We start from the raw sequence: 26,973 nt of genomic DNA, 5'->3' as shown, positions 1-26,973 counted from the left end.
TAAACCAATGTCTCAAAAGCAGAAAGGATTCACCTTAATTGAGCTCTTGGTGGTAATAGCTATCATTGGCATTTTGTCTTCCAGTATTTTAGTGTCCCTGGGGGGAGCACGGGCAAAGGCCAGGGATGCTAGGCGCCAGTCTGACATTCGACAGATAACGCTTGCAATGGAGCTGGATTATTCGGATGATGAGCTGTACTCCCAGATTGCAGGATCCTCTCTTCCTTCAAAGATTCCCTGCATCAATCCCCCAGCCTGCAATGGTGTAGATGACGGCAAGTACTTAGACCCAACCCCAAAAGACCCTCAAGGGAGTACCTACCTCTGGATAGACAACGTGAATACATTGACTACCAATTGTTCAAGCCAGTTGTATTGCGTGTACATACAGCTTGAAGAAGGGGACTGGTTTGCGGGTTCACAAAAAGGTTCCCTCAAGCTGGATTACAACCCGGGACTGCCAGGAAGCCCCAACGGTGGACAATGCCCTTGTTGGTAAGCTTTGAGTCAAGTATAATAAGAACCTGAGGGGTAAACCCCTCAGAACCTTGATGTTTTACTTTGTTCAACATTAAGGAAACGGTAAAAAAGTCGATATTATTTATATTCTATGAAACAAAAAGGATTTACATTAATTGAACTGCTAGTTGTTATCGCAGTCATTGGGATGTTAGCTTCCATTGTATTGGTAGCTTTGGGTCCTGCCCGTGCCAAGGCAAGAGACGCAAGGCGCGTAGCTGACGTACGGCAAATGTCCACTGCCTTGGAAGTTGAGGCCTCAGACAATCCGGAAGATATTGAAGGTTGTCTGGGGTTGGATGATAATGTGCGTGATTGCACAGGACCTGGTGCGGTTGCTGGTTTTGGCAACTTTCTTGACCCTTCATCTACTGCGCCTGGAACTCCCTGTACGTCAGCTTCCGGCAGTACCTGCCAGTATTCTATCAGTAGGGCAGACGGGACGGCCGATGCAACCACGGGCGACTACCAGATTTGTTTCTGGCTGGAGAGTGGAGCCGGGAGCTTGGGAGGCCCACTATTGCACGCCATTGAAACCAACGGGGTGTTTACCACGTGTCAGTAGGCCAGTTTGGATTTGACAGAACGGCAAAAAAGCCAAAATCATTTTTTACATTGATTGTATGAAAAAGCAAAAAGGATTTACATTAATTGAACTGTTAGTTGTTATCGCAGTCATTGGCTTGCTTGCTTCCATTGTTCTTATATCCCTGGGTCCTGCCCGTGCCAAGGCAAGAGACGCCAGACGCGTGACGGACGTACGGCAAATGTCTACTGCCTTGGAAGTTGAGGCCTCAGACAATCCAGAAGCCGTAGAAACCTGTACCTCGGCCGACCACAAGGTGGATTTGTGCACGGGCCCCGGAGCAGTAGCAGGGTTTGTGAACTTTGCCGACCCCACAGTAGGAACCGCAGGAGCAGCCTGCCAGCAAAGTGTAAGTCCGTCCACCGCCCCCTGCCAGTACTCCATTAGCCAGGATGACGGAAGTGCCGTTGCAACCACGGGCGACTACCAGATTTGTTTCTGGCTGGAGAGTGGAGCCGGGAGCCTGTCATCTGGTTTAAACGCCATTGAAACCAATGGGGTGTTTACCACATGCGAAGAATAGGTTGTTTTGAATACGATTGAAAGGTTGATGCTTGTGCATTTAAAGAACAAAAACACAACAATGAAACAAAAAGGATTTACCTTAATTGAGCTGCTCATCGTGATAGCGATTATTGGCTTGCTTGCTTCCATTGTTCTTATATCCCTGGGTCCTGCTCGTGCCAAGGCAAGAGACGCCAGACGCGTGACGGACGTACGGCAAATGTCCACTGCCTTGGAAGTTGAGGCCTCAGACAATCCAGAGGCACTGACAGGATGCGTCTTGGCTGATGCCAAGGTAAATACCTGTACGGGGTGCAGCGGATGCCCAAGCAATAATAGCATTGTAGGATTTGTGAACTTTGCTGACCCATCAGTTGGAACCGGAGGGACAGCCTGTGCCAATGGTACTAGTGCCACCTGTCAGTATTCTATTAGTCAGGCTGACGGAAGTCTCGGTGCAACCACGGGAGACTACCAGATTTGTTTCTGGCTGGAGAGTGGAGCCGGGAGCCTGGCAGAGGGGTTACATTCAATTGAGACCAATGGAGTGTTTACCAATGATTGTACTCTCTAGGGGTTGATGCTTGTGCATTTAAAGAACAAGAACACAACAGTGAAACAAAAAGGATTTACATTAGTAGAGTGTCTGTCCGACCCGAACCGGATTTGACAGAAAGGTCGAGATATCTGTTTTTATAGTAACAAGAACGCAACAATGAAACAAAAAGGATTTATCCGCCAAAATTTTTCTAAGAAAAACTTAGGCGGGTTTACTTTAATTGAACTCTTGGTGGTCATCGCGATTATTGGGATTCTGGCAGGTATTGTGCTGGTATCTCTTGGAGGAGCACGGGCCAATGCGAGAGACGCACGCAGACAATCTGACATGAGGCAGTTTAACACCGCAATGGAACTGTGCTATGACGATTCTACCTGCAACGCAAACGAGGCGTATCTTTCTCAGGTTCCTCCCATTCCATCTGCAGTTGGAACGTACCTGAAAGTTCCCACAGATCCGGGTTCTGGGAATCCTGCCTACACCTGGATTGACAACTCAGCTACAGACCAGGACTACTGCGCCTATGCCATTCTTGAGCGGGCCGCAACCGCAGGACAAGTAGCCATTATAGCCACGGGTCCTGGAGGAGTGACTGAAAAGGAAGTAGCAGATGCTGATGGAAACAGCGTACCTGACGCAGGAACTGTTACCCTTGCTGTTTGTGAATAATTTCTGAGTGGATGATTCCTGCCTGCGCAGGCAGGCCTTAATGTAAATTAAGGAACAATACAGTTATTTCCTAAATCGGTCCGCCTGAGGCGGATCGATTTAGTTTTGCTTAAATCTCATTTAGTTATCCCCACCTAAATCTCGTTTAGTTTTCCACAGGGGCAAGATAAGATATAATGTAACAATGATCTTTTTTGTGGTGTTTTTCTTTGGGTTGGCAGTGGGAAGCTTTCTCAACGCTTTTATCTACCGCTTGGAAGTTCGGCAGAAATTGCGCCCAATTCCTCACGATCGCAGGAAAACGGGCGTAACGGTGATGCGCGGAAGATCGTTTTGTCCTTCGTGTTCGCATACGCTGGCTTGGTATGACTTGATTCCTCTGGCGAGCTTTGCCTTGCTTCAAGGAAAATGCAGATATTGCAGGAAACCAATATCCATACAGTATCCTTTGGTAGAGCTTGCCACCGCCCTATTGTTCGTTGGAGTATTCTATTTAATTATTCCTTGGTTGGGACAAGGCGTAGAAAACTTAACCCCGTTAAGTTTTCTACAGGTACTCAATGTTGCCTATCTTTGGGCTATAGTTTCATTCCTTGTGGTGATTTTTGTGTATGATTTTAAGCATTTCCTCATTCCAGACAAGATTTTATATCCTGCCATAGGCCTTGTATTGCTTTGGCGATTGCTTTTGCATTTTCAGATTGCAGAAAACTTAACCTCGTTAAGTTTTCTTGAGGCTCTGCTTGCAGGACTCGGAGCGGCCGGGTTTTTTTGGGCAATTTATCTTCTCTCAAAAAGACGGGCCATGGGGTTTGGTGATGTGAAGCTGGCGCTCTTTATGGGATTGTTTCTTTCGTGGCCCAATATTTTTGTTGCCATGAGTTTAGCATTCGCCGCCGGAACAATTGTTGGTTTGGCGCTTATCTTCTTTAAAAGAAAGACCATGCGCTCTGAGGTACCCTTTGGCCCCTTTTTGGTGTTTGGGACCTTGATTGCCTTTTTCTGGGGTGAGACCCTTGTGGATTGGTATTTTACTTTGCTGGGGGTATAATAAAGAAAGTCGTTTTTCCTTAGTTTTGCTAGGGCCTGCCTGCCGCAGGCAGGAGATATGGGATATGATATAAGTAATAATGAATAACAAAAAGAGCATTATGCCTAAATTAAGTTTAAGCACCATTGGTATTATTGTTGTTCTGGTGGCAGTGGTTGGGGGAGTGTATCTCTATTCTACTGGAGATCTTTCGCAGCTTGGCCAAGAACAGCAAGAAGGAGAGAGCGAGTCTCAACAGCTTGGCCAAGAACAGCAAAAAAGAGAGATTGATCAACCCGCAGTTCGCAGCATTGCAGGAAAGGTGACGTCAATAGAGATCGCAGAAAACTCCTTTGTGATCTTCCAGGCAGCGGACGAACGCAGTTTTACCGTGAGACTCGGAGAGAACACCAACTTCATACGTCTTATATTCCCTTTTGACATTGCCAATCCTCCCCCCGGCACCTCTTTTACACCCATCAGGGAAGAGGTTACCATTGAGGATTTGAAGGTTGGGGAACAGGTGTTTGTGCGGAGTTCCGTTCCCGTGAAATCGGGAGACGAGGTGGTGGACCCCCTGGAGGTGCAGATTCTTCCCTAAGATCTTGTTGTTTGCCTCAGAGTTCAGCAAAAGACCGAGGAACCCTCGGTTTTTTGTTAGCAGAAACCATGGTATGTTGAGATATCATGGTTGCCTTTATTTTCTCCCTGTTTTCAAAAAATATTCTTCTTTTTATTCTCTTTCTCCTCGTTTTCCTTGGGGGAGTTTTCTTGGCTTATTTTCCTTTAGTGAAAGGAGACATCAATATTTTTTCTCCGCTTTTGGGTAAAAAAGAAAATAGGTATCTTGAAATCCAAGAACTCCAAACTCAGAACTTGTCTTCATTTCAAGAGTTAGGCAGGTATTTTGAAGATCTTGCAAAGAAAAAAGGGGGAGGGTATGCCTTTGATGTGTTGCGAGCTGCATCAATTCCCCCCAACATTGATATGCATCTGCTTGCACATGTTGTGGGCGGCGTTCTCTATCAGCAAGAAGGGTTGGGGGGTATTCCCATATGCACCCATGATTTTCGTAATGCCTGCTCCCATTCCATTGTCATAGGCCTATTTTTTGAAGAAGGAGAAGCTGCTCTTGATGAGATTGCAAAAGCTTGTCGGAACGCACCGGGCGGTTCCGGTGCCTATACCATGTGTTTCCATGGATTAGGCCACGGAGTATTAGCTTATACTGGGTATGATCTAGAGAAGGCAATCAACCTTTGCGAGAAAACCGGTACCCCACAATACGGAAACCAGGAAGCGCATCAGTGTATCAGCGGGAGTATTATGGAGATTATAAATGGAGTTCACGATAAGGAGCTTTGGGAGGAACAGCATAAAAAATATTTTAAAGAGGAGAATCCTCTCTATCCCTGTTCAAGCGATTTCATGCCCGATGAGGCGCGCTCCCTTTGTTATATATATTTGACCCCTCATCTTTTTAACGCTGCAGGAGCAGATGCGGGATTTCCGACGCCTGCTGACTTCAAACAAGCATTTTTGTACTGCGATAAGCTTCCTGTTGCCGATTTTCGTAGTCGGGATGCATGCTACGGTGGATTTGGGAAAGAGTTTATAGGATTAGCTTTGGGGCGAGATATTAGAGTATCTACAATAGAACAGATAACAGACGAAGCATTAAATCGTGTGTATGAATGGTGTCTGCTTGCGAATACGAAAGAGGGCGCTGCGGCCTGCGTGGTGCATGCAACAAACTCGCTGTATTGGGGAGGTGAGAATGACCGGAGTATTGCAATTGCATTTTGTAATGTCATTGATGATCCCTATTATCAAGGTTCCTGTTTTATAAATTTAATGAGAGCAGTTTCTTATTATGTTCAGGATCCTATATATAGAAGAACATTCTGTGAAGAACTGCCGTCTTCATACTCCGAGGAATGTCGCGCAACACTTAAAGTAATTTCAAGGTAATACATGTAATATTTTGTGCAAATTATACAGCACGAGAATGCAGTTTTTTATAGGCAAAACATTGTTTAAAAAAAGTATTTTAGGGGGCATTTTTTTTCTTCTCGTTATAATTCCCTTATCTTTATACCTGTTCGGATTTGAGCCAAAAGGAAGAGCGGAGCTCAATCAAAAACCAGATTATACCGTAGAACTTCGTGAGGAAGGTTTTTATCCTCAAGAATTAACGATACAAAAGGGACAGACTGTAGGTTTTATAACAAAGAAGAATAAAGAATTTTGGCCAGCTTCTAACATACACCCAAGCCATACTATTTATTCCGAGTTTGATTCCGGGGAACCCGTTGAACCACAGGAAAGCTGGAGTTTTCAATTTGATAAAGTAGGCACATGGAAATATCATAATCATTTAGCTTCTTATTATACCGGAACCATCATTGTTTTTGATGAAAAGGGCACAGCAATCACATACAATTGCAACGAAGAAGACAATTCCAGCGATTGGTCAAAACGCCAATGCAAGGAAGACACAATACTGAGAGTCCTTACGGAACAGGGTGTAGGGACGGCCTTTGATGTTCTGGAAGACTTCTATACTACAGACCCTGACTTTGCAGCTGATTGCCACGGGTATACTCATCTCATTGGGGAAGAAGCATATGCTCTCTATGCTGAGGGAAAAGAAATTGTCTTGGGCGCTAGCACTTCATTTTGTGGGTATGGGTTTTATCATGGTTTTATGGAGACCCTGGTGTTCACGAAAGGAGACATCAAAGAAGCGCGAGAATTTTGTGCGTATGTGGACAATCAGCTATCCAAGCAAAGTGCAGGTGCCTCTAACGCCTGCTATCACGGCATTGGCCACGGCACGGTAGACGGAAGCGACCCCCGGGCATGGGGAGATGCGCAATCTGTCATTCAACCGGGCTTGGAAATGTGTGAATTAATAGGAGCAAACGAGTTCCAGAAATATCTTTGCGGTTCTGGAGTTTTTAATTCCCTTGCTATTATGTATGTTGGTGGCCAGTACAAGCTTTCTTTTGACAGGCAAGATCCCTATGCGACTTGCAGAACTCAAGAGGAGCCGTACTTTCAAAAGTCTTGTTATGAAGAAATGAACACCCTCGTTCTTTCTGTGGCAGATTTTGAGTTTCAAGAAGCAGTTCTCTTGGTCGAGAGTATCTCCGATGATTATTACGCTCAACGCGCCATGGAGGGTTTGGCGAGTTACGCTGCAAGCTTTCGTTCTGCCAGACCAACAGAGAATACAGATCTCGTTCTCACGTGCCGCTCCCTATCAGACCGTCTCCATATGATTTGCATAACAGGATTTGTGGGGGGCCTACTTGAGTTTGGTCCTCCGGGATATCAGTACGTTCCAGCACTTGAGTTTTGCGGCTTGAACATCTTTACTGAAGAGGAACAACATGCTTGCTACAAAACTGCCTTGGGACATACCTCGCATCTTTTCCCCGAGGAAAAATATCAAGAGGTTTGCACCCTGGTAGAACAACAGTACAAGAAACTTTGCCCTTAAAGAGAATCAAGATATTCAATCTGGTTTTTCGCAGATTGATTTTGAGGATTGAGTTGAAGCTCCTTTGCAAACATTTCTCGTGCTTTGTCGTATTGTTTCAGTTTTTCGTAGAGAGATCCTAAACCAATATATCCTCCAAGCCTTGGGTTCAAGTCTACGGATTTTTGGAACATATCCTCCGCTTGCTCATATCGCTGTTGGAAGAGATAGATGCCGCCCAAGCCGTAATATACCTCGCTTTTTGGTTTCAAGACGTCAAGATACGAGAGAAACGCTTCCTCTGATTTCCCGTGTTCTTTCTGGTACAAGTAGAGCCAGCCAAGTCCAAGGTATGCTTCGCTCTTTGGATTGAGCGCAAGTGCTCTGCGGAACATTGTTTCTGATTCCTGGTATCTGCCCATCTCTCGATACAGATCTCCCAGACCCATGTATGCAAAATCACGTTCGGGACTTAACTCCAGGGCTTTCTTGAACATCGCTTCCGCTCTTTCATACTGATCTTGCTCGAGATAGAGATATCCAAGTCCGTAGTCGTATGCCGCAACGGTATCTGGACTGCGCGCGAGAACCTTAAAAAACATATCTTCGGCATCTTGATAGCGCCCCATATTACGGTAGAGCTTCCCTAGATCAACAAGAATCCAGTTATTCTCTGGATTTATCTCAAGAGCCTTTTGGAACATAGTTTCTGCTTTGTCATACTGCCCACCAACATATCGGTAAAAATTTGCCAGTTGCATGAGTGCACTTACACTCTGTGGGTTCTTGTCAAGTGCTTTCTGGAAAGCAAGAAGAGATTCCTCAAAATTTCCTTTTCGAAAGTGAGACTTTCCAAGAGCAAGTAATGCTGATTCTTGTTCAGGAAGTTGATACAGGGGGACAGACTTCTTGACAGCAAGGAAGACTCCAATCCCTAGTCCAAGGAAAGCGAGAAGCAAGAAAAAACGCATGGCGACATTATACCATTATGTTCACCGGTTAGACAGGAGAGGCAAGGTTGAGTAGACTAGAACAAGCATATGCGAACAAAGACAATTCTCCTTATACTTCTGTTTGGTGTTTTTGTTGGTGGATTATTTCTACTTTCTATCTGGCGTACGGATGGAAACGTCCACACCGTAGAACTTCGCGAGGATGGATTTTCTCCTCAAGAAGTCATCATTGAAAAAGGAGATACCGTACAGTTTGTTTCAAAGAACGGAACATTGTTTTGGCCAGCTTCCAGCTTGCATCCCAGTCATGGAATCTATTCAGAGTTTGACCCCCGGGAACCCGTGCTTGACTGGAGTTTTTCTTTTGAAAAGGAGGGGGTATGGAAGTACCACAATCATCTATCTCCCTTGTTTGTTGGCACGGTCATCGTAGGGAAGAAGACTTTTGATGTTCAGTATGCTTTCTCTTGTGATACATCTGGGGGAGAGCAACGACAGTGCTGGCAAGAAACCATACAGAAAACACTTCAAGAAACTGGCATTGCAGATGCTTTTGAAGTGGTGGCATCCTTGTATAATTCAGAACTCGAGTTTGCAAGGGATTGCCACGGATACGTTCACGAGATTGGAGAGGAGGCATATGAGTTGTTTGCCGCAGGCAAGGAAATAGAGCTGAGCCCCAAAACCTCTTTTTGCGGATACGGATTCTACCACGGGTTCATGGAGACTCTGCTTTTGACCACAGGAGACGTGGGGCAAGGGCGAGAGTTCTGTAAATATGTAGACGAGCAGTTGTACCTCCAAAAGTTTGGAGCGGCAGCCGCTTGCTACCATGGGGTAGGACATGGAGCGGTTGACGGGGGAGATCCAAGGGTCTGGGGCAATGTGGATGCTATGATAGCCCCGGGCTTTGAGTTTTGCCAAGCATTTGCAGAGACGAACTTTCAAGAGTACCTTTGTGCAACAGGTATCTTTAACGCAATTGAGATTCTGTCTATTGATCCAAAGTATGAACTAGAGGAACTTCAAAAAGATCCCTTCTCGCTGTGTCACGTACAAGAAGAAAAATATCGAGAAGCTTGCTATACCAATATGATTCCTGTCATTTTGAGGATTGCGAACAACGATTTTGCAAAGGCAGCAAGCGTAATAGAAGAGGATATTCCCCAAGACGAAGACTACGAGATTCGAAACATCGTGCTGTCAGGTTTATTCCACGAGTTTCTCCGTCTTCATCTTTCAGAACCGGCAGCCCTAAAAGAGGCAGTGACTTTGTGCCGGTCGCTCAAGGCCCCTCTGCACCTTTCTTGCATTGATGGACTTTCTGGAGGGCACATGAAATACGGCAAGCCCGACGAGGAGTATGTTCAAGGCCTTGCGTTCTGCTCTTCTGGCATTCTTTCTAACAAAGAACAAGAAGTGTGCTTTGAGCATATTTTGTCTCGCTTGAGGGTTTGGTATTCTCAAGAGCAATCAGGCGTGGTGTGTCAAACAGTTCCAGAAGAGTATAGGAAGCTTTGTAACTCTTAAAAGTGGCGGTGAATATGAAAATATCCATTATCGTTCCCATATTTAACGAGGAAGATACCATTGATACGATTCTTCAAAAGATCCAAGAGGTAGACCTTAAAAGTTTGGGTATTCAAGAGAAGGAGGTGATTGTTATTGATGATGGCTCTTCAGATCATACAAGGGAAATTTTAGACTTAATGGGGCTCCCATATGTTTGTCACGAGAGAAATCTTGGAAAGGGCGCTGCTGTTATAACGGGTCTTGCGCATGCATCTGGAGATATTGTGATTCTCCAAGATGCTGATCTCGAATATAATCCAAAGGAGTATTCGAAGTTGCTTCAGCCAATCTTATTAGGGGATGCCGATGTGGTGTATGGTTCAAGGAACCTCTTGGAAAATCCAAGAGTATCCACACTTTTTTATCTCGGTGGTCGTTTTATAACACAGGTTGCAAATATTCTATTTGGTTCTCATCTTACCGATTTACCAACTTGCTACAAAGCATTTCGAAGAGAAGTCATAAAAGATTTTGAGTTTCAAGAACAGGGGTTTGCATTTTGCGAAGAGTTAACAGCGAAAATTCTGAAGAGAGGGCATCATATATCTGAAGTTCCGATTACATACAGACCACGTACCTTGCGAGACGGGAAAAAGTTGCAGTGGACTCATGGATTTAGGGCAATATGGGTTTTAATTCGGGAACGTTTGACAAGCGAAGTAAAAGATTTCTGGTGGCTTGATGATGTAATTCGGTTTTTTCGAGAAAAGCAAGTCATGCCATTTATTCCTCGAGGAGTCCGTATGCTTGATGTTGGATGTGGAGATGGCCATTTTCTCTTTACGCTTAACGATCGTGTTACGGAAGGTATCGGGATCGATCCTTACCTTGAAAGAGAGATGAAGTTTGGAAAATTTATGCTTTATCCCCAACAAGCTAAGAAAATCTTTCCAATTCAGGATGCTTCTATCGATGTGGTAACTATGCTTGCTGTATTTGAACACCTTGAGCATCCAGAGAAAGTCATACGAGAGTGCTTTAGAGTATTGAGACCAAAAGGGGTGCTTTTACTTACTACTCCGGTCCTCATCTTGAAGATACCATTGCAAGTTCTCGCACGATTAGGAGTTATTTCTCGCAAGGAGATCGAAAGTCACAAGAGGCATTATGCAAAAAGAGAGATCAAGAGAATTTTATGTGAAGCAGGGTTTTCTTCTAGAAAAATACGCTTTGAGTTTTTTGAACTCAGACTGAATCTCTTTGTGAGGACTTTAAAAGAGTAGCTTTACCTACAATGTATCAGAATGAGGTATTTTCTTCATAACATAAACAGAAAAGGAATCTTGGGAATAGAGTTGTCTTCCAATGGAGTGAGTTCGATGCTCCATAAGAAAAGTGTCGATACATTCATTTTCGATGTCAGAAATACGAGAAAATTGATTTTGGCAAATTAAAAAAATGTAATCGTCACTACCAATAGGCATAGACCCAAAATATCGATATACGTAGAATTGATAGTTTTTTCCAATTGTTGTTGTTAACTTTGTATTAAGATCTTTTTCGAGGGGCGTCCAAAATACCGCATCAGCAAAGGGAAACCACCTCCGTTTTTCTGAAGTGGAACGTGGCTGCAATTCCCGATAAAGTCTCACTTGAAAAAAAGAAAAATCATTATAATCCTCCCGCGTTTTGATTTCATACAATTCTGTTTTGATAGAGGTAATAATAGGGTCTAACCTATTTTCCTGAGGCTGAGTTTCGAGAAAGAAGAAGTTCATAGAAAATACTTTTATAAGCAGAATAACTAGTATAATCTTGAAAACAGTAAGGATGTGGTATTTTGATAATATGGTATTAAGAATTTCAGCAATGAAGATTATGAATAAACCCAACACGGGGATAAACATGTAGCCGTACACAGGAGCTTTTAAGAGAGAAAGCATAACTAATAGTTGGAGGACTCCAAGAAGAGCGAGTAATGCATAGAATTTTTTGGAAGCGTCTTTTTGGAAGTAAAAAAAGTAGAGTGGAACCCCAAGCAGAAGAACAAAAAACAATAGACCACCCAGGGAACGAGTTGTCATGAGAAGATTCGAGGAAAAGAAGAAGCCTATGAGAGATTGCAGGTTGCTCAAAAAGTTCTGGGAAAATTCATACGGGGATGAAACAACGAGACTCGTCAGAAAATGAGAGGAAGTGTCGAATCCTGTTTTGTATAAATCAAGTAGTACTGAAGAATAAAACAAAAGAAAAGAGCCAGCGAAAACCGCGAGTGCCCCGATATAATGAACAATAGATCCACCTTGTTTTCTTAGAATCAAGAATATAACCGCCAGGAACAACGGCATTACTAGGATTGGTGTGCTGTGTATGGCCCAAGCAAACAACAAAGCAACTATACTTCCTAGTAACAATGGGTAACTTTTTTTCACATAAGCAAATAAGAGTAAGAGATAGCTCAGGTTGATAAATGGATGCGCCAGAACAGGTACTATAGGATATCTTGATAGGAGTAGGATGTGAGAACTAAGACCAAACAAAAGTGATGCAATGAAAGCCGTTCCTGAGCCAAATGCTTTTTTTGCGAGCAGGTAAATTATGACAATCGTAATGAGTTGAAGCAAGATATTTACAAACCTTAAAAACACGATATCATCTTTGATCGCCACAAAGGGAGCAAGGAAATAATAAGATACGGGACTATGCGTAAAAGCGCCAGATATACTATTCCAAGGCCCAGATAAAGGAAACTCCTTGTATTGAACTATATGACGAGCTACCAGGTAATCCTTATCTTTGTCTGTTTCTGCGAGGTAGTCAAAAGGTGCATTGATTGTTATCCAAAACACACTAAGTAAGACAACGATGAGAAGAAAATCAAAGAGGTGAAACCTACGCACAAAGGCGGAAGCCCCCGCCTTACTTTTTATCAATCGTTTCATACTTTATGAAGTATAGTATAAAAGTGTCGCAAACCCTATAATGAATCAAAAGAGCCCCTAAAGTCGACCCCAAGAGAGAATTACTATGCGTCTACAAGAGTTTCTGAGAAAAGAAAGATTCGGAGGATTTCGCAAGGAATCCATCCCCCCCCTCCCCCTGCTTTTTATTGTTTTCCTGGTGGGTGTTCTGTTGGTTTTTCTACGACTACCCTTTCTTTCAGAGGGCCCCGTGGGGACCAATAAAGAATCTTTCCGGCGATACGCAGCTCAGGTCGTCGAGATCTGCAGTGAGGAGCGATATCGTCCGGCATGCTACGACAGAGAGATCCCCAAGTTTCTTGATGTTGTGTCTCTTGAGGAGGTGTTTGAAATTACGAGGCTTGTACAGGAACAGGATGATGAATATTGGTATTGTCACGTCTTGGGACATAACCTGAGCGCAAAAGAAACGGCAAAAGACCCAGACAAATGGAAGGAGGTTATTGCCAGATGCCCAAGTGGAATTTGTTCGAATGGGTGTATCCACGGGGCATTTCAAGAACGGTTTCGCGCAGACGCTCTTCCCGATGCAGAGATTGCAGAGTTAAAGCCAGAGCTGGAGAATATCTGCGAGAAACGGGCTGACTGGAATCCCACTCGTTTAGAACAAGCAACCTGCTACCATGCCTTAGGCCACCTCACCATGTATGTTACAGGTGGAAATGTTGAGAAGTCTGCTGGCTTGTGCGAGGCAACTACCAGAAAACAAGATGGCAGAGACTATTCCCAGCTCTGTTTTGACGGTGTATTCATGCAGGTTTTTCAGCCCTTAGAACCCGAAGATTTTGCCATCGTAGAAGGATTGCAGCCGGAAAAAGAGGAATTGGGTGCTTTTTGCAGCCAGTTTTCTCTGCAGCAGCAAAACTCTTGCTGGAGCGAGGGCTGGCCCTTGTATTATAAGGAGATTGCAACCCCAGGAGGGTTGGTTGAATTCTGCTCGGTTCCCACAAATTCCTTGCATCAAGACCGCTGCTACTACGGCCTCTTTTATGTCATAGCTGCCCATTTTCGTTTAGATGAAGTAAAGATGGTAAACTTCTGTTCTAATATGTTAGAAGAAAGAAAAGCAAAGTGTTTTGCCAGCATGGCTTCCAGGGTGATTGAAACAGATGCGAGTTTGGTTAAAAGAGCAGCTGCTTTGTGCAGGGAAGCCGAGCTTCTCAAGATAGGTGAACAATGCTATGAAGAACTCCTCTTCTATTCTACATACAACTTTCATCCTGGGTCTGACGAATTCTTTCGCCTGTGCAGCAGTCTTCCTGAATTCTGGCAAAACAAATGTTTTGCAGGAGCAAAAAAATAAAGGCTAAAGCCCAAGCAAACTGAGCTCTCCACTGGGGAGAGCCTAACAGTTGCACAAGCTTTAAACCTCCTGTATTATAAATTTAAGATTGTTTGATAAAAAATAGTAATTTGTAAACTAGTATGAAAAAATTTTCTATTATTTTTCTTAGCATTGTTGTTCTGCTTGGAGGTATTTTATTTGTCTGGCAATCAGTTTTTAATCAAGAAGTTCAGGCATCAAAGCTTTACTGGTTTATTCCCGATGGCATGAGGGCAGATCCCGAGGAGTTTGATGTCTTTAAGTGGGCGCAGGAAGGGAAATTACCCAACATAAAAAAAATGATGGATAATGGTGCATATGGATACTCAATTCCTGTATTTCCGTCCCACACACCCACGAATTTCGCTACTCTTTTTACGGGTGCCTTTCCCACTGTTCACGGAATAGCCGATGGCCCTATGCACGTGGAGGGGCATCCTCTTGCAAAACCATCAGTAGGGGGCTTTTCTTCTGTTGCGAAAAAGGTTTCTCCTGTTTGGAGTATTTTTGAAGAGCTTGGGAAAAAAGTATTATTGCTTTCAATCCCGGGCTCTACCCCCCCCGAATTAGAAGAGGGAATTACAATAAGAGGAAGATGGGGAGGATGGGGAGCAGATACTTTTAAGGTTATATATGAGTCAGAAGAGCAGCTTGAAGAAAGAAAAGACGCGGGAAGGGGATTTCGACTATTTTTCTTAGGACCCCACTTAACGCAATTTGTTGATAAAGATAATGCCGGGGGGTGGGTTGGCGCCCCCACATCATTGAGTAACCCGATGGAGGCAACACTAGAAGCGCACGGATTGCCCGTGTATGCCTATATTTACGATTCGAGTGATGATAGTGCTCAAAATTATGATCGCATCGTGTTTGCTCTTGATAAATCCAACCCAGACACTTTTGTAGAGCTTGCGCAGGGCGAATGGAGCAATTGGCTGCCTGTTCAATTAACATTTCAAGATGCGTCTTTTGATTCAGATATAAAAATTAAACTCATCAAATTGTGGGATACGAGCAATTTTCGAGTGAGGATTCTGTACAATAACCTGAATCGCTTTGTTACGGAGCCTTCCTCGGTAGCTGGCGAGCTTACCGAGAATGTGGGGCCGATGGTTGATTTTGCAGATAACTGGCCGCCCCAACTTATTTATGAACAGGAAGACAAAGAAACATTTTTGGAAGAGGCAAGGATGTCTTGGGAATGGCACAAGAATGCGGTACCTTTTATCTACGAAAACTATAATCCAGATGTCTTCATTCAAGACATCTACACCCCAAATCAGATGCTGGAAAGCAGATGGTGGCATAGGTTGATTGATACATCAAGAGAGGATTATGACCAAAAAAAGGCGGAGGGCGCTTGGGCCGATATTTTGGAGATGTATCAAGGATTGGATGCAATTATTGGTGAAGCCATGGATAATGCGGATAAAGACACTTTATTTGTTTTAAGTTCTGACCATGGAGTTTGCCCCCTTCAACGGCTTGTAAAATTGAATAATGTGTTTGCTCAAAAAGGCTGGCTAAAATTTACTATCAATCAAAAGACCGGAGAGCCTACCATTGACTGGGACAATTCGAAAGTCATCTATTTGAAGATGGCCCATATTTATGTGCATCCTCAAGGACTTGGCGGAGATTGGCAAAGAGCTTCGGGAGCCGAATATGAAGCATTACGGCAGGAGGTTATTGATACATTATTGGCTTTAGAAGATGATAATGGAGTTAAGCCGGTCGTAAACGCTATCCCATGGGAAGATGCTCCCAAGTTCTTTGAGTTACCGACCGATAGAGTTGGTGATGTTGTTATAGAGGTTACCCCTCGATATTTTTGGACGGAAGAAATGGATGAGGATTTAAGGGTGTTTGCTAATCCTTTGACATCCGGATACAAGCAAACCATAGATGCAAAGGAAAACAGCTGTATGTGGACGCCGTTTGTGGTAATGGGCCCTGGAGTTAAAAAAGGATTTCAGTTGCTCGATCCGATTTCTCACATAGATCAGTTGCCTACCATTTTGAATCTGATGGGCATCGAGTCGCCACCATATGTACAAGGGAGGATGTTAGAAGAAATAAAAGCAGAATGAAGATTGTCACAATGAAGTGAGGAAAATACCAAAGAGTTTAGTTTTCATCGGCATTGTTTTCCTTGTTGGTTCGGCAGTATTTCTCGTTGGGAAAATACAGAGCACTTTTGTTGCATCTAATCTTAAAGAGTATCTAGAAACAAAAGGAGTACTCTTTCAAGAGACGCAGAGTTTTTCCATCAATAAGATAAAAACAACACAAATTATAGACCTCAAAGTCACAAAAATATCAGCAAAGCATGAGAACATTATTGCCCGTATAGAGTTAGTTGAGAATATGGAAGAAAGGGAAGCCCAGCTCTACACGGAAGACAAAAAGGCTAGCATAGAATCTATTTTTCTTCCCGGACCCGCCCATTATCCGGGTATAATAACACGCAATGTGGAGTGCCCCGATGAATTTCATCCCGTTCGTGGCATACGGGATGGCGTATCTTATTATATTCTGTACGCCAGCGAGAGATTCTCTTATGGGGTCTGTTCTCTTGATGAAGTGAAATATAAATCCTTGATAGGATTTTTATATTGTCCCAAAAACGACGTGTTTATTGAAATGAAATTATTTTTTCCACCAGAAATATTTGTGGAAAGCAGGGATTTAGGACTACTGCATTCTCTGCGCTGCGGGTAGGTTTTGTGTGGTATTCTAATGCTTGACAACTTTCTATGACCAAGAAATATAATATTATGCTTCCTTTTGTGGGCATATTTATTTTGTCTATCGTACTTTTGTTTTCTTTTGCACAAAATTACACTTTGCCCCTGGAGAAATTACTCGTTCCTCCAAAATCTTACAATGTCATTCTTATCAACATCGACACCCTCCGAGCTGATCACCTCGGAATGTATGGGTACTCTCGCGATACCTCTCCCAACCTTGATCGGTTTGCAGAGGAAAGCATCCTTTTTGAGCAGGCAATTACTCAGGCAGGCGCAACATTACCGAGCCATGCTTCATTATTTACCTCTCAATACCCAGATGTTCATAGAACAAGCACTGAATCATTGGATACGTTATCTCCCTTACGATTCACGCTTGCGGAAGTTTTGAAACAATACGGGTTTAAGACAGCCGGATTTATAGCCGGCACACAATTGTCTGATCGTTCTGGCGTTAATCGAGGATTTGATACCTACATTAATGGAGGCTCTCTCGCCGATAATTTCCCTCTTGCAATAAAATGGCTTAAGCAAAACAAAAAAGAGGATAAATTTTTCTTGTTTGTGCATGGGTATGATGTCCGCGATCTTCGTTTTCAATATCTGAAGTATCCACCTAAGCATGTTTTTGACCCCGATTATAAAGGCATATTTAGTGACCACAAGAGCACCAATTTTAAGTTACGTTTTATTGAAAAAATTAAAGGCAAACCTTTTCTTGTGTTGGGCAACGAAACAATCCCTCTTGAACAAAGGGATCTTGACCACGTCATTGCGCACTACGACGATGGAATACTCTATACCGACCCCCTTATCCAACAATTTCTCAATACGTTAAAAGAGTTGGATTTATATGATACCTCCATAATTGTGATCTTTTCCGACCACGGAGAAAGTCTGGGAGAATCCCTAGACAGACAGTATTTGGAGGGGGGTAGGCTCATCGGGCACGGAGAGCTCTACGACGAAGTTATACGTATTCCTCTGATAATAAGACACCCTGACTTTGAAGGGCAAAGAATATCCACCCAAGTACAGCTTATTGATATTTTCCCCACCATCCTAGATTTTCTTGACCTCTCGATATTCCAAGAAGCCAAACAACAGATTCAAGGAAGAAGCTTGGTGTCGTTGATAGAGGGCAGGACAGATAAACAGTTTGAGTATACATATGGAGGAGGGGAACAACTGAATTATAATTATATATTTGTCAGAACCAACCAATGGAAACTTATATCATCTAGAGAAGAATTTGAATTGTATAATCTCAAAGACGATCCCAAAGAAACCCACAATGTAATCAGTCAGTACTCGGACACTGCTGAAAGACTAAAACAAAAACTTGAAGAATGGAAGTTGATCAATCTCACAAAAAGAGCAGAGCTTGAATAATGCACTCAGCAGTTTTTATGGATAAACGCTTTCGTACAACAGTACTCATCATGGGTGTCCTACTCGTTGCTGGCGGGGTGTGGTTTCTTTTAAGCTTCAGCGTCTCTACGCCGTCCGAATCTCCATTTACTTCTTCATTTTCCTACAATGTCATTCTTATCAGCATCGACACCCTCCGAGCCGATCACCTCGGAATGTATGGGTACTCTCGCGATACCTCTCCCAACCTTGATCGGTTTGCAGAGGAAAGCATCCTTTTTGAGCAGGCAATTGCTCAGGCACCATATAGTCTCGCAAGCCATGCTTCACTGTTTTTATCTCAATATTCTTCTGTTCATGGGTTAATCTCTACTTTAGATACGTTAGATGTATCAAAATATACTCTTGCAGAAGTGTTGCAGCAATCAGGCTACAAGACCGCCGCATTTGTGGCTGGGAATCATCTGGGAGAGAGTTACGGTTTTGCACAGGGATTTGGCACTCATCAAATTGATGAGAGCAACAAATACGGTTCTTTCCAGAACACCATCCCTTCTGCTACTGAATGGCTTAAACGTAATAAAGGAGAAAACTTTTTTTTGTTTGTTCATGGGTATGATGTCCATCCCCCTCTTCACAAACCGGAGCCATTTGATCATATATTTGATCCCAACTACGATGGTATATTACGTGACCACGAGCAGTACTATCTTGATTACGATGTAGCACCACATGATACTTTGCAGCGAATCAAAAACGTTGAAGGCCGGCCCACCTTGGTATCAGAAGATCAGACTACTGTGCTTGACCAAAGAGACATAGATCATATTGTTGCTCATTATGATGGAGGAATACTTTATACCGATTCTCTTCTAAAGCAATTCTTTGAGACATTAAAAGAAATGGGTCTTTATGATACTTCCATTATTATATTATTCTCAGATCATGGGGAGAGTTTAGGGGACTCTCTGGCGCGCGATATGGGCAACGAAAGACTTTTTGGTCATGGAAGACTCTATGAAGAAGACGTGCATGTTCCTTTGCTCATACGACACCCCGATTTTAGACCACAAAGCATATCCACCCAGGTGCAATTAATTGATATCTTCCCCACCATATTTGATTTTATACGCATTCTGCTACCTAAAGAAGTGGAAGAACAAATTCAAGGAAAAAGTCTGGTTCCATTGATAGAGGGCAATGCGGATGAAAATTTTAATGAGTACGTATTTGGACGAGCAGACGGGCATCAACCCGTATTTATACGTACCAATCAATGGAAGCTTGTTTCATCGAGTGGAGATTTTGTATTATACAATCTCCATGATGATCCCAAAGAAACTCAAGACGTCATTAATCAATATTCCGACGTTGCCGAGAAACTTAAACAAAAACTTGAGGAATGGATGCTTGTAAATATTCAGAAGAGAACACAATGAGTAAAGAAGCAGCCCCTGCCTGATTCATCATAAATTACACCCCTATTTTTTATGCTAAGAAAGTATATCATCATAGCAGCCATCATAGGATTATTGACTTTTTCTGCCGGAGTACTTTTTTATTTTCCGAAAAGTTCTACCCCTTCTTCTAAAAAGTTATTCCAACCCCCCGTTCCCTACAATGTGATTCTTGTCATCATCGACACCCTCCGAGCTGATCACCTCGGAATGTATGGGTACTCTCGCAATACCTCTCCCAACCTTGATCGGCTTGCAAAGGAAAGTATCCTTTTTGAGCAGGCAATTACTCAGGCACCATATTCATTGGCAAGCCAAATTTCATTACTTGTATCACAATACCCCTCTGTTCATGGGGTAATAGAGACATCAGATAGATTAAGTTTATCAAGTATTACCCTTGCGCAGATATTACAGGAGACGGGCTATACAACAGCTGCATTTGCGCAAATATCTGGAACAGAAGGTTATTCTCTTCAAGGATTTGATCTTTACGATCGTGACTTTGGTCCCCTCGGTTACCTGAGCCAAACTATTCCTCCAGCAGTAGAGTGGCTTAGACTTAATAAAGGAGAAAACTTTTTCTTATTTGTGCAAGGATATGATGTTCATCCTCCTCTTCACAAACCAGAGCCATTTGATCATATATTTGATCCTGGCTATGACGGTATATTGAGTGATCATGAGCAGTATTACCTGGATTACACTCCCAATCAAACAAGAGATCCAAATTCCATCCTCTATTCAATTAAAAATATCAACCACAACCCCGTTCTTTCCTGGAACGATAAAGTCATCCCACTTGAACAACGGGACATCGATCATGTCATTGCTCATTATGATGGAGGAATACTCTATACCGATTCTCTTCTAGAAGAATTCTTTGATACACTCAAAGAAATGGGTGTATATGATAACTCCATCATCATTGTTCTTTCGGATCATGGTGAGATGCTGGTAGATTCTCTTAGAAGGGAGAAAGATGAAAATGACAGACTTTTTGGTCATGGTAGACTCTATGAAGAAGTTATTCATGTCCCTCTTTTTATCAAACACCCTGACTTTGAAGGGCAAAGAATATCCACCCAAGTACAGCTTATTGATATTTTTCCTACTATCCTAGATTTTCTTCATATTCCAATATCTGAAGAAATTAAGCAGCGAATTCAGGGGAAAAGTTTAGTCCCACTCATAGAAGATAGGGCAGATGAGCATTTTAATGAGTATGTCTTCGGACAAGCAGACGGGCATCAGCCCGTGTTTATACGGACCGTTCAGTGGAAGCTTATGGTATCAGAAGGATACTTTGAATTATACAATTTACAGGACGATCCAAAAGAAACGCAGAATGTTATTGATCAATATCCTGACGTTGCCGAGAAGCTTAAGCAAAAGTTTGAAGAATGGGAATCTACAAATCTTAGAAAAAAATCACAGCTAGAAAAGAATCATACCATACCTGACTTATAATAAAATCATACCCTCCCCATGTCCAAAAAGTACATTATCGCAGTAGCTATCATAGGATTATTGACTTTTTCTGCCGGATTACTTTTTTATTTTCCGAAAAGTCTTACCCCTTCTTCTAAAAAGTTATTCCAGCCCCCCGTTCCCTATAACGTGATTATTATCGGCATCGACACCCTCCGAGCTGACCACCTCGGAATGTATGGGTACTCTCGCGACACCTCTCCCAACCTTGATCGGTTTGCAGAGGAAAGCATCCTTTTTGAGCAGGCAATTGCACAGGCATCTTATACGCTCCCAAGCCAGGCATCTTTTTTCACATCACAATATCCTCGTGTTCATGGGTTGCTGCAAGCGACCGAGGTGCTTGCCGACTCCAGGGTAACATTGGCCGAAGTCCTAAAAGGACAAGGATACAAAACAGCTGCTTTTGTAGGAGACGGACACCTTTCTGGACAGTTTGGATTCGCTCAAGGGTTTGATATCTATGTAGATGATGTCGGGAGAAGCTTTGTGAGCACAATACCGCTTGCAGTGGAGTGGCTCAAAAAAAACAAAGCTGAAAAGTTTTTGTTGTTTCTCCATGCATATGATGCCCACCCTCCTTTTGAAGTCCCTGTTGTTAATTCCTTTGACCATATTTTTGACCCTGATTATGATGGGATATTGCACAACGAAGAGCTGATTGAGTTTGCTTATAGGACACTCCCAAACCAACCTCCATATTTTCATGCTATGCGAAATATTTTAAAGATCGGGGGGCAAGCAGTTATGCGGCTTGAGAATGAAACTATTATTTTTGAACCGCAAGATATCTATCATACCATTGCACACCAAGATGGAAGAATATTGCATACGGATTATCTTATTCAGCAATTTCTCGATGTATTGCAAGACATGGGGTTGTATGAAAATTCTCTTGTTATAATTTTTTCTGATCATGGCTTGACCACAATGGACAATATGACAAGACAAGTGTTCAGCGACAAGACAAGACTTGTTGGGCATCGAGGGGTAGTATATGATGAAGTCATTCGTGTCCCCCTCTTAATAAAACATCCTTTGCTCGGACAGCAAAAAGTCAATGAACAGATCCAACTTATTGATATCTTTCCTACAATTTTAGACATCCTCCGCATTCCAATTGAGAAAAACGTAAAGAAGCAACTTCAAGGAAAGAGTTTTCTCCCCCTCTTAACAGGAAGAGCTGGTCCTAATGTTAGTGAGTATGCATACGGTGAGGGAGATGCGATGTCGGGATTGGATGAACTTCAGTTTATACGTACTTCACAGTGGAAACTTATTGTGAAGGCTGGCGAAAGATTTGAACTCTATAATCTTAAGGATGACCCCAAAGAAACACAGAATGTCATTAGTCAGCATCCTGATGTTGCCGCAAAGCTCAAGCAAAAATTTGAAGAATGGGAATTCACAAATCTTAAGAAAAGATCGCAGCTAGAATAGATGTCCACGGCGTAGCCAGTTACATTTCTGTCATTACAAAAAAACCGAGGCTCTCTGGTTTTTTCTTTTTGAAAAAGTATTTGTGTTTACAGTAATATGGTATCCTTATAAGAAGATTAGCTCTATTCTATGCCAGAAAGGATTCACATTTCCAAAAAAAGGTTAGGGGTACACATCCTGATTATTATGTTCATAGGCCTTTCTTTTTGGGCGTTTTCGCGGTATCCGGAATTGTTGTATGAGGCAAAGAGAGCACAACAAGGAACTCTGCTTGAACGCAACGTGGGGAGCATCACCAAAGATGAAATTGTAGAGATTGATGCTCAAAAGCCAGAAAGTACATTTGTGGTGATTGGCAAAACCACATTGGATTGGATATATGCAAACAGGGTAGGCATGAGTTTTGGTATCATTCTTGGAGGAGCACTCCTCGCATTATTGACTCCGTTGATGGCACTCCGGAGATATTTTTCAGTAAGGGGCCTCGGAGGCTCTTTGATTGGAATATTCATAGGAGCTCCGATGGGCATTTGCGCCAACTGTGTTGCCCCGGTTGGAGTTGCAATGAAGAAAAGGGGAGTGAGTCTTGAGACGACGCTCTCTGCCATGTTTGCTTCTCCTACCTTGAATATCGTTGCTCTCAGCATTGTTTTTACCGTGTTCCCTTTTGAGTTAGCAGTTACCAAGGTTATTGCAACGCTCTTTCTCATCTTTTTGGTTATTCCTTTTGTCGTAAGATTTCTCACGCAGAAAAGCAACGTCTCCTTCCTCGTTCTGAAAGGAAAAACTCAATGGGAACAAGAAAGCTTGTTTTTTGCACTGCGGGCAGGAATAACATCATTCGTTTATCAAACAGCAAGACTGGCAGTTCTGGTTGTTCCCCTCATGCTTCTTGCTGGAGTATTGGGGGCTACCATCATTACCCTGTTTCCTCTTGAAAATTTCATTGACCCAACGCAGAATCAGTTTCTTTTGATTGGAGCTGCGGCACTCATTGGAACCGCCCTCCCCATACCTATGCTTGTTGATCTTATTCTTGTCTTGGCTTTGCTCCAGGCCGGATTATCACTTGGTGTCGCCGCAGCTCTTTTAATTACCCTACCTGCCTACAGCATTTTTTCAACTTTTGTCATTGGAAAGTATTTCTCCAAAAAACTTGCCATCATCCTATTTATGGCTGTTGTAGGAACCGGAATAGCGGGGGGGACCTTTATTTTAGTAGTCGAAGGTACGTTAATTTCTAACTCTACCCCCACTTTTGTTAATGTGATAAAAGATTCTGGGATAAAAAAAGGAGGCGAGTCAACCGGAGTTGCATGGGCTGATTATAATAACGATGGATATCTCGATCTTCTTATGCTGGGGGGAAGAGACGGGAATAAACTGTATCGGAACAACAAAGATGGCACATTCACGGACGTAACAAAAGAAGCCGGAATTAAGCCCAATGCGATTATTGGCCATGCCCCTATTTCTTGGGCAGGAGCTTTCGCAGACTACGATAATAATGGGTGTATTGACTTATATGTATCAAATCGATTTGATAAAAGATCGGACACCCTCTACCGCAATAACTGTGATGGTACCTTTACGGATGTGAGTAGTGCTGCAGGGATAGAAGATACGTACCGTGGAACCGGAATAGCATGGGCCGATTATAATAATGATGGATATGTAGATATTTATGTTGCGAACTATGGTGAGCGAATAGCATTCGAGACATACATATCGGAGCCAAATATTCTCTATCGCAATAACGGCGATGGCACCTTTACAGATACAACAGAAGAATCGGGGGTAATGGGCATTGCTGATTGTTCGGGGTTTACCCCAGGTGAAGGGTTAGATTTTACGGTTAGAAATGGTCCCTGGAAAATAGCGTTCCAGCCAATATGGTTTGACTACAATAATGATAGAAGGCCGGACCTATTTATTGCAACCGATGCCAGTATCAGCCCTTTGTATCGGAACAACGGAGATGGCACATTCACGGATGTAACACAAGAAGCCGGATTGTGTTTGAAGGGCACAGGGATGGGCGTAACGGTGGGGGACTATGATAACGACGGTGACCTAGATTTATATGTTACCAATACAGGCCCAAATTATTTCTGGGAGAACAATGGGGATGATACCTTCACCGAAGTGGCACAACGTACGGGAACGGCAGATAGTTCATCTTTGGGGTGGGCGGTTGGGTTTTTGGATTATGATAACGATGGCAATCTTGATCTCTATGACATAAATGGGAGCGTAACTGTTGAAGCCCGCCCCGCCGGACTGTCGGGGGGAGTGCCCAGCAGGAGGACGATCGCTTTTCAGATGAATGTGACCGATAAACTTTATAAAAATACCGGAGAGGGAGTATTCACCGAAGTGTCTTTACAAGAAGGAATATACGGTAGTGATGCAAAAGAGGGAGCAGCGTTTGCAGATTATAATAACGATGGATTTATCGATGTTATAGTAGTTTCAAGCCATCTTGAAGAGAAATCCTCACACCGTCTCTACCAGAATCAGGGCAACAGCAATAACTGGCTGACCGTTCAGCTCGTCGGAACAAAGAGTAATAGAGATGGTATCGGAGCACGAATAACCATTACAACGGGGGAAAAATATCAAATACGAGAGATAATCAACGGCTCCTCTTTTCTTTCTCAGAACAGCCTGTGGCAAACATTTGGGCTGGGAATATCTTCTCGTGCTGACGTAGTTAAAGTTGAATGGCCGAGTGGAGCAATCCAAACACTCTTTAACGTGCAGTTGAACCAGAAAATAATTATTGTTGAAAAAAATGACACGTTTTAGCTTTACTTCACATACAAAAGCAGTACGTACACCCATATGTTGCTCCTGCCTTATGGCGGAGTTTTTATGAAGAATATGAAACAATTAATGTATAGTCACAACTTTTTAAAGAGTATTAAGGTCTTTGTATTGGTAGGGGCAGGAATTGTGCTCAGTATTTTTTTCATCCCAGAATATTTTTTTAGCACAGGAAGCGTCGGAGAACCCAAAGAACCTGAAATCTCCAGCATGGTTATGAGTTCGGAATTGGACGATGAAGCCAGACAAACGATAATGCAGTTTATCAAGAACGTATTTCGGGAAGAGTTTTTACCAGAAGGAGTTGTTTTTCAGCGAGCTCCATTAAATAGTGGCGGCGGCAATGAATATGTGGGAAGCTGGAATAAAGACAATAGATTTTTTACAGTGCTCTATGTAGAAGATTCTTCCTCTAAGACCCCAACGTATATACGAGGATGGACATTTGCTTTAGGAACTGTAGTGGACGAAACACGGGCCATATCATTGATGGCAGGTGTCTTTACAGATCAATTTATACCCCAAATTGACACCATACTGTGTCAGAAACTTAGTGATCCACAAAACAGTTCAGAATTAACTAACTGTGGAGTTTTTAGAACAACGGAGGACGGGAAAAAAGGGGGAATAGATACACGCGCTCCTGTCATAACTCCAGATGGGCAGAAAGTAATTATGATAATAGTCTGTTCTGTTCCTAAAGAATTTGCCCCACTCTATACTGCAACTTTTTGTCTTTAAATATAACGAAGTGGTCTTCTTGATGAGTTTGTTTGCCATCTGAAAATATGATAGAATATCATGTAGCTCCAGCATCTTTACTTTGTGTTTACATATTATTTCATGAGAAAAACAGTATTTTTTTTCAAACACTTCCTACCTTTTCTTCCAGCCGTATTCGGAGTATTTTTTGTGACCCTTACCCCACTTTTTTCTTGGGGGCATGGCTTTGATACGGAGCAAATTCAAACTGTTGGCGACTATACAGTTGAATTTGCATATGATACCCCCGAGATATACAGCGGTGAGGCAGTTTCTTTTACGTTCCGTCTCCTTGATGCTACAAACCAGGGGAGCACCCCATTTGATTACCTGTTTGTGCGGTTTGCAAAGAGTGGTGGATCGGTAATATTAGTTTCATCACTGGATGAATCAAAATTGGTTTCGGGGAGTACGCGGTTGGTCGCGACTTTCCCAAAAGAAGGACCATATAATGCGACACTGAGTTTTGAAGGTACGGAGGAAACACTGGCAGAGACCTCTTTCTCTTTTTCCGTGGTCCCGCCCTTTGAACCTGTATATAAAAATAAGGAAACTATTGACTTGCGTAACTTTCTATGGGTTATTACATTTGGAGGAGGTGCTATACTGGGGATAATCGGGAGCACAGTATTTTATTCCAAAAGAAAGAAAGAGATGTGATTATGTATAATTATGAACACCATGAATGGAATGAAGATGTTTTCATGTAATCTGGCGGTCGAACAGATGGATAGAAGCACAATACGGAGAGTATT

At 42.8% G+C, this 26,973-nt stretch carries 23 protein-coding genes; 21 read left to right on the top strand and 2 right to left on the bottom strand.

Annotated features, from left to right (window positions below; all coding sequences use genetic code 11):
* The first annotated feature begins 7 nt into the window (after positions 1-7).
* From IH982_02260 to IH982_02220, 9 genes are all read left to right on the top strand, one after another.
* Positions 8-499, top strand: a complete 492-nt coding sequence (locus IH982_02260; GenBank protein MCH7828676.1) for a type II secretion system protein — start codon at positions 8-10, stop codon at positions 497-499.
* Positions 500-610: 111 nt separating this feature from the next.
* A complete protein-coding gene (locus IH982_02255; GenBank protein ID MCH7828675.1) occupies positions 611-1,084 on the top strand; it encodes a type II secretion system protein in 474 nt (157 codons plus the stop codon).
* A 58-nt stretch (positions 1,085-1,142) separates the two neighbouring features.
* Entirely contained in the window at positions 1,143-1,628 is a 486-nt protein-coding gene (locus IH982_02250) for a type II secretion system protein (GenBank protein ID MCH7828674.1), read from the top strand.
* Positions 1,629-1,688: 60 nt separating this feature from the next.
* On the top strand, positions 1,689-2,183 hold the full coding sequence (locus IH982_02245; GenBank protein MCH7828673.1) for a type II secretion system protein: 495 nt from the start codon (positions 1,689-1,691) through the stop codon (positions 2,181-2,183).
* Positions 2,184-2,324: 141 nt separating this feature from the next.
* Positions 2,325-2,837 (top strand): prepilin-type N-terminal cleavage/methylation domain-containing protein, encoded by a 513-nt coding sequence (locus IH982_02240; GenBank protein MCH7828672.1) that lies wholly within the window; start codon positions 2,325-2,327, stop codon positions 2,835-2,837.
* Positions 2,838-3,021: 184 nt separating this feature from the next.
* Positions 3,022-3,888 carry a prepilin peptidase gene (locus IH982_02235; protein MCH7828671.1) on the top strand — a complete coding sequence of 289 codons (867 nt, stop codon included), beginning with the start codon at positions 3,022-3,024 and terminating at the stop codon, positions 3,886-3,888.
* Between the two features lie 79 nt (positions 3,889-3,967).
* Entirely contained in the window at positions 3,968-4,468 is a 501-nt protein-coding gene (locus IH982_02230) for a hypothetical protein (protein ID MCH7828670.1), read from the top strand.
* 86 nt (positions 4,469-4,554) lie between these two features.
* Positions 4,555-5,838, top strand: a complete 1,284-nt coding sequence (locus IH982_02225; GenBank protein MCH7828669.1) for a hypothetical protein — start codon at positions 4,555-4,557, stop codon at positions 5,836-5,838.
* 37 nt (positions 5,839-5,875) lie between these two features.
* On the top strand, positions 5,876-7,372 hold the full coding sequence (locus IH982_02220) for a cupredoxin domain-containing protein (GenBank protein MCH7828668.1): 1,497 nt from the start codon (positions 5,876-5,878) through the stop codon (positions 7,370-7,372).
* On the opposite strand, the gene IH982_02215 is transcribed toward IH982_02220, so the two are convergent.
* Entirely contained in the window at positions 7,369-8,322 is a 954-nt protein-coding gene (locus tag IH982_02215; GenBank protein ID MCH7828667.1) for a tetratricopeptide repeat protein, read from the bottom strand. The two genes, IH982_02220 and IH982_02215, sit on opposite strands and share 4 nt — an antisense overlap.
* A gap of 69 nt (positions 8,323-8,391) precedes the next feature.
* Here IH982_02215 and IH982_02210 point away from each other — a divergent pair, with 69 nt between their 5' ends.
* A complete protein-coding gene (locus IH982_02210) occupies positions 8,392-9,834 on the top strand; it encodes a hypothetical protein (GenBank protein MCH7828666.1) in 1,443 nt (480 codons plus the stop codon).
* A 14-nt stretch (positions 9,835-9,848) separates the two neighbouring features.
* Positions 9,849-11,099: a glycosyltransferase gene (locus IH982_02205; protein ID MCH7828665.1), complete on the top strand. Its 1,251-nt coding sequence runs from the start codon at positions 9,849-9,851 to the stop codon at positions 11,097-11,099.
* A 6-nt stretch (positions 11,100-11,105) separates the two neighbouring features.
* On the opposite strand, the gene IH982_02200 is transcribed toward IH982_02205, so the two are convergent.
* A complete protein-coding gene (locus IH982_02200; GenBank protein MCH7828664.1) occupies positions 11,106-12,758 on the bottom strand; it encodes a glycosyltransferase family 39 protein in 1,653 nt (550 codons plus the stop codon).
* Positions 12,759-12,843: 85 nt separating this feature from the next.
* Between IH982_02200 and IH982_02195 the strand changes: the two genes are divergently transcribed.
* From IH982_02195 to IH982_02150, 10 genes are all read left to right on the top strand, one after another.
* On the top strand, positions 12,844-14,100 hold the full coding sequence (locus IH982_02195; GenBank protein MCH7828663.1) for a hypothetical protein: 1,257 nt from the start codon (positions 12,844-12,846) through the stop codon (positions 14,098-14,100).
* Positions 14,101-14,222: 122 nt separating this feature from the next.
* A complete protein-coding gene (locus IH982_02190) occupies positions 14,223-16,211 on the top strand; it encodes an alkaline phosphatase family protein (GenBank protein MCH7828662.1) in 1,989 nt (662 codons plus the stop codon).
* 16 nt (positions 16,212-16,227) lie between these two features.
* Positions 16,228-16,842, top strand: coding sequence for a hypothetical protein (locus tag IH982_02185; protein ID MCH7828661.1), 615 nt, complete (start codon positions 16,228-16,230; stop codon positions 16,840-16,842).
* 35 nt (positions 16,843-16,877) lie between these two features.
* On the top strand, positions 16,878-18,263 hold the full coding sequence (locus IH982_02180) for a sulfatase (GenBank protein ID MCH7828660.1): 1,386 nt from the start codon (positions 16,878-16,880) through the stop codon (positions 18,261-18,263).
* Positions 18,264-18,280: 17 nt separating this feature from the next.
* Positions 18,281-19,681, top strand: coding sequence for a sulfatase (locus IH982_02175; protein MCH7828659.1), 1,401 nt, complete (start codon positions 18,281-18,283; stop codon positions 19,679-19,681).
* Between the two features lie 51 nt (positions 19,682-19,732).
* Positions 19,733-21,169, top strand: coding sequence for a sulfatase (locus tag IH982_02170; protein MCH7828658.1), 1,437 nt, complete (start codon positions 19,733-19,735; stop codon positions 21,167-21,169).
* An 18-nt stretch (positions 21,170-21,187) separates the two neighbouring features.
* Entirely contained in the window at positions 21,188-22,630 is a 1,443-nt protein-coding gene (locus tag IH982_02165) for a sulfatase-like hydrolase/transferase (protein ID MCH7828657.1), read from the top strand.
* A gap of 129 nt (positions 22,631-22,759) precedes the next feature.
* Entirely contained in the window at positions 22,760-25,438 is a 2,679-nt protein-coding gene (locus IH982_02160) for a VCBS repeat-containing protein (protein ID MCH7828656.1), read from the top strand.
* Between the two features lie 66 nt (positions 25,439-25,504).
* Positions 25,505-26,197 (top strand): hypothetical protein, encoded by a 693-nt coding sequence (locus IH982_02155; GenBank protein ID MCH7828655.1) that lies wholly within the window; start codon positions 25,505-25,507, stop codon positions 26,195-26,197.
* A gap of 102 nt (positions 26,198-26,299) precedes the next feature.
* Complete coding sequence (locus IH982_02150; GenBank protein MCH7828654.1) at positions 26,300-26,878, top strand: hypothetical protein; 579 nt, start codon at positions 26,300-26,302, stop codon at positions 26,876-26,878.
* The last annotated feature ends 95 nt before the right edge of the window (positions 26,879-26,973 follow it).

The sequence above is a fragment of the Patescibacteria group bacterium genome (assembly GCA_022563395.1).
GTDB lineage: Bacteria > Patescibacteriota > Minisyncoccia > Minisyncoccales > UBA10102 > 01-FULL-49-22b.
This window is presented reverse-complemented; position numbering and strand designations above follow the sequence as displayed.